Here is a 9,429-nt window from a genome sequence, read left to right as displayed (position 1 = left end):
CGCTTCATTGCCGATCACCGGGTACCGTTCGACAACAACCAGGCCGAACGCGATATCCGCATGCCCAAGCTCAAACAGAAAATCTCAGGGTGTTTCCGTGCGGTATCAGGCATGGAAGCGTTCTGCACGATCCGCTCCTACCTTGCCAGTCTGCGCAAACAGAACCGTTCGCTGATCGATGCGCTGGCTTTGGGCTTCGCCGGATTCGTCGTTTCGCCGCTTCCGGCTGCTGAATAGTTACGCGGCGGCAAAGAAAGTAAGTGCCTGCCCCGCACAGGGGCGAACGCTAATAGACCACTGACAAATCAAGGAAAGGCCAACACCGCAGGCACACAGACAAAAAAGCGCGACGCAGGCAAAACAAACCAAGGAAGGGCCAACACCGCAAGCACACAGACAAAAAAGCGCGGCGCAGGCAAACCAAACCAAGGAAAGGCCAACCCCGCAGGCATCCAGACGAACAAGCGCCGCGCAGGCAAAACAAATGAAGGAAACGAAATGCCAACACCGCATGCAAACAGCCAGTAACCGCCGTGCAGGCAAAAAAGCTTAGGAGACGAAACAATGAGCAACACCGAAAAACCACCACTGGCGCCCCGCCGCCTGGAAGGCGAATTCGACTACATCATAGTAGGCGCAGGCACGGCAGGCTGCGTGCTGGCGAACCGCCTATCGGAAGATCCGGAAGTACAAGTCCTCCTGTTGGAAGCAGGCGGCAAAGACGACTACCACTGGATCCACGTGCCGGTAGGCTATCTCTACTGCATTGGCAATCCCCGCACGGATTGGCTTTACAAAACCCAATCAGAACCCGGCCTGAACGGCCGCTCCCTCTCATACCCACGGGGCAGAGTACTAGGCGGCAGTTCGTCGATCAACGGCATGATCTACATGCGCGGCCAGCGCGAGGACTACGATGAATGGGCCCGCGTCACCAACGACGCCTCATGGTCCTGGAACGCTGTCCTCCCCATCTTCAAACGTAGCGAAGACCACCACGCCGGCGCGTCTGAATCGCATGGCGCGGGCGGCCCATGGCGCGTCGAAAAACAACGCCTGAAATGGAAGATTCTCGAAGAGTTTTCGCACGCCGCGCAACAAGCCGGCATACCCGCCACCGACGACTTCAATCGCGGCGACAATACCGGTGTCGGCTACTTCGACGTCAATCAGAAACGCGGTATCCGTTGGAATGCGTCGAAAGCATTCTTGCGTCCGGCGCTCAAGCGCCCGAACCTCACCGTCATCACCGGTGCGCACACACAGCGCGTCGTATTCGAAGGACGTCGCTGCACCGGTGTCGAATATCGCGGCGACAACACCGACTATCTCGCCAAAGCCCGTTGCGAAGTGATCCTCAGTTCCGGTGCCGTCAACTCGCCGCAATTGCTCGAACTCTCCGGTATCGGCAATGGCGCGCGCCTGCAGAATCTCGGCATCGAGGTCGTGAAGGATCTGCGCGGCGTCGGCGAAAATCTGCAGGACCATCTGCAATTGCGAATGGCCTATAAAGTCGATGGCGTGCGCACGCTCAATACCGCTTCCGCCCATTGGTGGGGCAAGCTGATGATCGGCATGCAGTACGCGCTCTTTCAAAGCGGCCCCATGTCGATGTCGCCATCGCAACTCGGTGCATTCGCCAAGTCCGATCCGGACGATCGCTCGCTCACGCGCCCCGACCTTGAGTATCACGTGCAGCCGCTCTCGCTCGAGCGCTTCGGTGAACCGCTGCATCGCTTCAATGCGTTCACCGCGTCGGTGTGCCAGTTGCGGCCGACCTCGCGCGGCAGCATTCACATCGAATCGGCCGATGCATCGGCGCCACCGTTGATCGCGCCCAACTACCTGTCCACCGATTACGACCGGCACGTCGCGGCCAACGCGTTGCGGCTCACGCGCCGCATCGCCGCGGCGCCTGCGCTCGCGCCCTATCGGCCGCAAGAGATTCTGCCCGGTATCCAGTACCAGACCGAAGAAGAACTTCAGCAGGCCGCGGGCGCGGTCGGCACCACCATTTTTCATCCGGTCGGCACCTGCCGTATGGGCACCTCCGACGATCCCGGCGCCGTAGTCGACAACCGGCTACGAGTTATCGGAGTTGACGGTTTGCGTGTGGTCGATGCATCAATCATGCCGACCATCACCTCGGGCAACACCAATTCGCCAACGCTGATGATCGCCGAACGCGCCAGCGACATGATCCGTGAGGACCGTCGCGCACGCGTGGCCGGCAGCGTTCTGGTTCAGACGAACGCTGCGCCATCCATGTCCAACGTGTGACACGCCGTGTGACAGCGGGAGCCGAGGCCGCAGTGCGTGCCTCGGACTTCCCCTTGCATGCCTCGAGCAGGATTGACGCACCGTTCGAGCATCCTTCTGGCACGCCCTGAGCAGGGTTCTAGTACCGCTGGAGCACGCCGCGAGCCTGCTTCAACCAGTTGTGATCCACTAAGTGCAAATCCCGATGAATGCGGTGCATCATTGGCGCGACAATGGCAGCCATGCTGCGTGCTGCCCCATGGATTACCGTCCGGATTGGTGCAGCACGCCAACGAGCGGCACGGGGGTGTCGCCGTCATCAAACGTCGCGCAGCCGTTCGCGCGGAAGATCGTAGTGCTTCGCCTTACTCCGTATGGAAGGGAACATGATTCTCGGCGATACGATTCTCGAAACGCGCGGCCTCACTCGCGAGTTCAAAGGCTTCATCGCCGTGAATGGGGTGAACCTGCGCGTGCGCCGTGGCTCGATCCATGCGCTGATCGGCCCTAATGGGGCCGGCAAGACCACCTGCTTCAATCTGCTCACCAAATTCCTCGAACCGACCGCGGGCCAGATCGTCTTCAACGGAATCGACATCACCGATGAGCGCCCGGCGCAGATCGCCCGGCGCGGCATCATCCGCTCGTTTCAGATCTCTGCCGTATTTCCGCATCTGACAGCATTGCAGAACGTGCGCATCGGTTTGCAGCGCGTGCTAGGCACGGCGTTTCATTTCTGGAAGAGCGAACGCACGCTGCGCCAACTCGACGATCGGGCGATGGACCTGCTCACGCAGGTGGGTTTGACCGATTTCGCCGATGTATTGACCGTCGAGCTTTCATACGGCCGCAAACGCGCGCTGGAAATCGCCACCACGCTCGCGATGGAGCCCGAGTTGATGCTGCTCGACGAACCCACGCAAGGCATGGGCCATGAAGACGTCGATCGCGTCACCGCCCTGATCAAGAAAGTATCGAGCGGCCGCACGATCCTGATGGTCGAGCACAACATGAACGTGATCGCCGGCATCTCCGACACCATCACCGTCCTGCAACGGGGCGAAGTGCTCGCCGAAGGCAGCTACGCCGAAGTGTCGAAGAACCAGCTCGTGATGCAAGCCTATATGGGCAGCGCAGACGCGGCGCTCGCCGGAGCCCACGCATGAATACGATTGCCGAGCGTGAAAGCCTCGAGGTGAGCGGTACGGCTGGCGGTGCCCCCGCGCTGGAGATCGCGGGTTTGCAGGCATGGTACGGGGAGTCCCATATCCTGCATGGCGTCGATTTGACGGTGAACCGCGGCGAAGTCGTCACGCTGCTGGGCCGTAACGGCGCGGGGCGCACCACCACACTGCGCGCGATCATGGGGTTGACCGGCCGGCGCACCGGTTCGATCCGCATCGGCGGACGTGAAACCATCAACCTGCCGACCCATCGCATCGCTCATTGCGGCATCGGCTATTGCCCGGAAGAGCGGGGGATTTTTTCGAGCCTCTCTTGTGAGGAAAATCTGCTGTTGCCGCCGCCCGTCGGCGACAAGGCGCACATGATGTCGCTCGAAGAAATCTATACGATGTTCCCGAATCTGCAGGAACGCCGCATGAGCCAGGGCACGCGGCTCTCGGGTGGCGAGCAGCAGATGCTGGCCGTCGCGCGCATTCTGCGTACCGGCGCGAGTTTGCTGCTGCTCGACGAAATCTCGGAAGGCCTTGCGCCGGTCATCGTGCAGGCGCTTGCCCGCATGATCATGACGCTGAAAGAGCGTGGCTACACGGTCGTGATGGTCGAACAGAATTTCCGTTTTGCCGCGCCACTCGCGGATCGCTTCTACGTGATGGAGCACGGTGCGATTGTCGAGCACTTCGGGGCCAGTGAGCTCGAAAGCAAGATGCCGGTGCTGCACGACCTACTTGGCGTATAAAAAGACGTCCGATTGCCTCTGATAACCACAAGTGAAGAAAACCAGGAGACAGGAATGAAAAAGAACCCACTCGCGCGGCTTGCCACACTGTGTTTCGCGGTTGCCGCCGGCGCCGCGTTGACGATGAGCAGCGCGCAAGCGGCTGACGATGCGGTGAAGATCGGCTTCATTACCGACATGTCGGGGTTGTACGCGGACATCGACGGACAGGGCGGCCTGGAAGCGATCCGCATGGCGGTGGCGGACTTCGGCGGCAAGGTCAACGGCAAGCCGATTACGGTGGTCTACGCCGATCACCAGAACAAGGCCGATATCGCGGCATCGCGTGCGCGTGAGTGGTTCGACCGTGATGGCGTCGATCTGCTGATCGGCGGCACGAACTCGGCAACCGGCCTCTCGATGAACACCGTGGCCGGTGAAAAGCACAAGGTCTACATCAGCATCGGCGCGGGCGCCGACACCCTGACCAATGAGCAGTGCACGCCGTACACGATCCACTATGCGTACGACACGACAGCGCTCGCCAAGGGCACCGGCTCGGCGGTGACGAAGCAGGGCGGCAAGACGTGGTACTTCCTGACCGCTGACTACGCGTTCGGCAAGGCGCTCGAAAAGAATACCTCGGATGTGGTGAAGGCCAACGGCGGCCAGGTACTGGGCGCCGTGCGTCATCCGCTGTCGGCATCGGATTTCTCGTCGTTCCTGTTGCAGGCGCAAGCGTCGAAGGCGCAGATTCTCGGCCTCGCCAACGCGGGCGGCGACACGATCAACTCGATCAAGGCCGCCAAGGAATTCGGCATCATGAAGACGATGAAGCTGGCCGCGCTGCTGATGTTTATCGACGACGTCCACAGTCTGGGTCTGGAAACGACCCAAGGCCTGGTGCTGACGGATAGCTGGTACTGGAACAAGGACGCCGCCACGCGCAAGTGGGCGCAGCGCTACTTCGACAAGATGAAGAAGATGCCGTCCAGCCTGCAAGCCGCCGACTACTCGGCGACCATGACTTACCTGAAGGCTGTGCAGACAGTGGGTTCGACCGACTCCGACAAGGTGATGGCGCAACTGAAGAAGGCCAAGATCGACGACTTCTACGCGAAGGGCTACATCCGTCAGGACGGCAGCATGATCCACGATATGTACCTGATGCAGGTGAAGACGCCGGCCGAATCCAAAGAGCCGTGGGACTACTACAAGATCACCGCGACGATTCCGGGCGAGCAGGCGTTTACGACCAAGGCTGAAACGCGCTGCGCGTTGTGGAAATGAGCGCGGATTGATAACCAGACGGCCGTCTGTGCGCTCCGCCTGACGGGAGATGCGTGGCGCCGTGATGGTACACAGAGCGATTGCAGACCGTTGCACATGCCGCGTGCGATCGGCGAATGCACCGATCGCACGACGGCCGGGTCGTGCGTAACCGATCTCACCTTGGCGTTGGCTTAAGGGATTAAGGCTTCAATGGAAATCTTTGGCGTTCCGCTACCGGCGATGCTGAGCCAGCTGCTGCTGGGGCTCGTGAACGGCTCGTTCTACGCGATTCTGAGCCTGGGTCTTGCCGTGATCTTCGGCTTGCTCAACGTGATCAATTTCGCGCACGGCGCGTTGTTCATGCTCGGCGCAATGCTCGCGTGGATGGGCCTGTCGTATTTCGGCCTGCCGTACTGGGTGATGCTGGTGCTCGCGCCGCTGATCGTCGGCGTGTTCGGCATCGTGATCGAACGCTCGATGCTGCGCTGGCTGTACAAGCTCGATCACCTGTATGGGCTGCTGCTCACCTTCGGCCTCACGCTGGTTGTCGAAGGCGTGTTCCGTTCGATCTACGGTTCGTCCGGCCAGCCGTACGACGTGCCGTCGGCGCTCTCCGGCGCGACTGATCTCGGCTTCATGTTCCTGCCGAACTATCGTGCGTGGGTGGTGGTGGCGTCGCTCGTGGTCTGCTTCGCGACGTGGTTCGTGATCGAGAAGACGCGCCTTGGCGCCTATCTGCGCGCTGGCACCGAAAACCCGAAGCTGGTCGAGGCGTTCGGTGTCAACGTGCCGTTGATGATTACGCTCACGTATGGCTTCGGCGTCGCGCTGGCGGCGTTTGCCGGCGTGCTTGCCGCACCGGTGATCCAGGTCTCGCCGTTGATGGGCCAGCCGATGATCATCACCGTGTTCGCGGTGGTCGTGATCGGCGGCATGGGTTCGATCATGGGCTCGATTCTGACCGGCCTGCTGCTTGGCGTGATCGAAGGGCTGACGCGTGTGTTTTACCCGGAAGCGTCGGCGACCGTCGTCTTCGTGATCATGGCGCTTGTATTGCTGGTGCGCCCGGCGGGTCTCTTCGGCAAGGAAAAATGATGCAGAGAAAAGTGCTCTACGGTCTGCTGCTGATCGCGCTTCTCGCGGTGCCCGTGCTCGGCATCTATCCGCTGTTCGTCATGAAGGTGCTGTGCTTCGCGTTGTTCGCAGCGGCCTTCAATCTGCTGATCGGCTACACGGGCTTGCTCTCGTTCGGTCACGCGATGTTTCTTGCGTCGGCCGGTTATGTCACCGGCTATGCGATGCAGACCCTCGGCTTCTCCCCGGAGCTCGGCGTGCTGGCCGGCACCGCTGCGGCGACGATGCTCGGCTTGGTGGTCGGCCTGTTTGCAATCCGCCGGCAGGGCATTTACTTTGCGATGGTGACGCTGGCGCTTGCGCAAATGGTCTACTTCGTGTTCCTGCAAGCGCCGTTCACGCACGGCGAGGACGGCCTGCAAGGCGTGCCGCGCGGCAAACTGTTCGGCTTGCTGGATCTGTCGTCGGACGTGACGCTGTACTTTGTCGTGCTGGCCGTGATGGTGCTGGCATTTCTGCTGATCGTACGGATCGTGCATTCACCGTTCGGGCAGGTGCTGGTGGCGATCAAGGAGAACGAGCCGCGCGCCGTGTCACTCGGTTACGACACCGATCGCTTCAAGCTGCTGGCTTTCATTCTGTCCGCAGGGCTCGCCGGTCTGGCGGGCTCGCTCAAGGTGCTGGTGCAGGGTTTCGAAACGCTGAGCGATGCGTACTGGACCATGTCGGGCCTGGTTATCCTGATGACGCTCGTCGGTGGCATGGGCACGCTGTTCGGCCCGCTGCTCGGCGCGGCGCTGATCGTTGCGCTCGAAGACCGGCTCGGCGATATCGGCACGGCGCTGGCGTCGACTACCGGGGTTGATTGGTTCCGGTCACTGGGCGAATCCGTGACCATCGTAACGGGCGTGATTTTCATTGCCTGTGTGCTGGCGTTCAGGCGCGGCATTGTCGGTGAGATCGTCGCGCGAGTGCGGCCATTGCGAACCTGAAACGGCACCGAATTTTAAATTGATTTGGCGTCCGATATAATTCGGCGGTATTTAGTCGGCTAAGCCGGATCTTGCATTGCGTATAGGGTTGACCCCCGCCACTAAAGCCGCACAGAACGTGCCCCAAATTTGTGCCGCAGTGCACCACTAGGGTAATTGCTAGTTGTAGTCAGCCAGGTGGTCGTTTAATCTTCATGCAGTTCTGATGCACCACGAATTTTGCAGGTGGAGAACGAGGAGACAATGAGGCACTCAGTGCCCAGACGAAAGCGCTGTTGGATTGATATCCAACAGCGCTTTTTATTTGTACTTTTCATAAAGCGCCATTCAAATCCTCGCTAATTCGGTGACCCTTTTTTATTCACCGAGCTACGCCCAATTTCATCCGTCGCTACCCTGCAAAATGCTTGCAGCGCGGGGCTTTCGTCCGCTAAACTCGCCATTCACCGACCGCTGGGTCGGTGATTTAAATCTACGGATTTAGATTCAAATGAATAACGGGGTAGATCGAGGAGCGGGATGAAGTCGGCATTGCGTTGGATGAGCGCGGCATTGGTCGCCACCGGAGTATCCGCAGCATGGAGCGGTCATGCATTCGCGGACGTGAAAATCGGCGTGACGGTATCGGCAACGGGGCCGGCTGCATCGCTCGGTATTCCGGAAAAGAACACGATTGCGCTGCTGCCTAAAGAAGTGGCAGGGCAGAAAATCGACTACATCGTATTGGACGACGCCACTGATTCGACTCAGGCCGTCAAGAACGCACGCAAGCTCACTAGCGAAGATCACGTGGATGCGTTGATCGGCTCGACCGTCGTGCCGAACTCGCTGGCCATGATCGACGTCGCCGCCGAAAGCACCACGCCGATGATCTCTATGGCCGCCGCGGCGAGCATCGTCGAACCGATGGATGCGAAGCGCGCATGGGTCTTCAAGACACCGCAAAACGACATTCTGATGGCCACCGCGATCGCGCAGCACATGGCGAATCACGGTGTGAAGACGGTCGGGTTCATCGGCTTTGCAGATGCGTACGGCGAGAGCTGGTTCAAGGAGTTCGGCAAGGCGGCCGATCTCGCGAAGATCAAGATCGTCGCGAACGAACGCTTCGCGCGCAACGATGCTTCGGTGACCGGCCAGGTGCTGAAGATCATGTCGCAGAATCCGGATGCGGTACTGATCGCCGGTGCGGGCACGCCGGCGGCGCTGCCGCAAAAAACCCTCAAGGAACGCGGCTACAAGGGCAAGTACTATCAGACGCACGGCGTCGCCAATAATGACTTCCTGCGCGTGTGCGGCAAGGATTGCGAAGGCACCTATCTGCCGGCCGGTCCGCTGCTGGTTGCTGACCAACTGCCCGATTCGAACCCGGTGAAGAAGACCTCGCTCGCATACAAGCATGCGTATGAAGCCGCATACGGCGCCGGCTCGGTGTCGACATTCGGCGGTCACGCATGGGATGCAGGCTTGCTGCTGCAACGCGCGATTCCGTTGGCGCTGAAGAAAGGTCAGCCGGGCACGCCTGCGTTCCGCGAAGCGCTGCGTGCAGCACTCGAAAGCACTAAAGACATGCCTGCTTCCCACGGCATCTTCAACATGAGCGCGAACGACCATTCTGGTCTCGACCAGCGGGCGCGTGTGATGGTGGAGATCGTCGGCGGCAAGTGGAAGCTGTCCGGCGACTGAGCGAAGGCGAAGCGATACGGAACCCCATCAAAAAGACGCGTGCAGTTGACGCGTCTTTTTTATTGCCTGCGTTTTGATGAATGGCGGTGCGTGAAGTGCGTTGGACAAGCGAAGGATCGGTGATGAAAGCGCGCGCGAAGCGCGGCTAAAGCAGCCCATTTCAGGACAAACCCGCATTCGGGCGGCAGTCTATTGACCGTGGATGATGCAGAGCGCAATACTACTAACATGTTAGTGTTTCGCGCA

At 60.2% G+C, this 9,429-nt stretch carries 9 protein-coding genes; 8 read left to right on the top strand and 1 reads right to left on the bottom strand.

Annotated elements, in window-relative coordinates; genetic code table 11:
- A partial coding sequence (locus HHL24_RS38835; protein WP_169490223.1) for an IS66 family transposase occupies positions 1-237 on the top strand: 237 nt, incomplete at its 5' end.
- Positions 238-305: 68 nt separating this feature from the next.
- On the opposite strand, the gene HHL24_RS38830 is transcribed toward HHL24_RS38835, so the two are convergent.
- Positions 306-575 (bottom strand): hypothetical protein, encoded by a 270-nt coding sequence (locus HHL24_RS38830; RefSeq protein ID WP_169490599.1) that lies wholly within the window; start codon positions 573-575, stop codon positions 306-308.
- Between HHL24_RS38830 and HHL24_RS38825 the strand changes: the two genes are divergently transcribed.
- The 7 genes from HHL24_RS38825 to HHL24_RS38795 all read left to right on the top strand — a co-directional run bounded on the left by HHL24_RS38825 (position 565) and on the right by HHL24_RS38795 (position 9,183).
- Positions 565-2,280 (top strand): GMC family oxidoreductase, encoded by a 1,716-nt coding sequence (locus tag HHL24_RS38825; protein WP_169490598.1) that lies wholly within the window; start codon positions 565-567, stop codon positions 2,278-2,280. The two genes, HHL24_RS38830 and HHL24_RS38825, sit on opposite strands and share 11 nt — an antisense overlap.
- Positions 2,281-2,645: 365 nt before the next feature.
- Positions 2,646-3,425, top strand: coding sequence for an ABC transporter ATP-binding protein (locus HHL24_RS38820; RefSeq protein WP_169490597.1), 780 nt, complete (start codon positions 2,646-2,648; stop codon positions 3,423-3,425).
- Entirely contained in the window at positions 3,422-4,180 is a 759-nt protein-coding gene (locus HHL24_RS38815) for an ABC transporter ATP-binding protein (protein WP_169490596.1), read from the top strand. Before HHL24_RS38820 ends, HHL24_RS38815 begins: the two co-directional genes overlap by 4 nt.
- A gap of 54 nt (positions 4,181-4,234) precedes the next feature.
- A complete protein-coding gene (locus HHL24_RS38810) occupies positions 4,235-5,449 on the top strand; it encodes an ABC transporter substrate-binding protein (RefSeq protein ID WP_169490595.1) in 1,215 nt (404 codons plus the stop codon).
- Positions 5,450-5,641: 192 nt separating this feature from the next.
- Positions 5,642-6,526: a branched-chain amino acid ABC transporter permease gene (locus tag HHL24_RS38805; RefSeq protein WP_054038594.1), complete on the top strand. Its 885-nt coding sequence runs from the start codon at positions 5,642-5,644 to the stop codon at positions 6,524-6,526.
- Positions 6,526-7,497 (top strand): branched-chain amino acid ABC transporter permease, encoded by a 972-nt coding sequence (locus tag HHL24_RS38800; RefSeq protein ID WP_169490602.1) that lies wholly within the window; start codon positions 6,526-6,528, stop codon positions 7,495-7,497. The genes HHL24_RS38805 and HHL24_RS38800 overlap by 1 nt, the downstream gene beginning before the upstream one ends.
- 519 nt (positions 7,498-8,016) lie before the next feature.
- Positions 8,017-9,183: an ABC transporter substrate-binding protein gene (locus HHL24_RS38795; protein ID WP_169490594.1), complete on the top strand. Its 1,167-nt coding sequence runs from the start codon at positions 8,017-8,019 to the stop codon at positions 9,181-9,183.
- The last annotated feature ends 246 nt before the right edge of the window (positions 9,184-9,429 follow it).

The organism is Paraburkholderia polaris (assembly GCF_012927345.1).
Lineage (GTDB): Bacteria > Pseudomonadota > Gammaproteobacteria > Burkholderiales > Burkholderiaceae > Paraburkholderia > Paraburkholderia polaris.
This window is presented reverse-complemented; position numbering and strand designations above follow the sequence as displayed.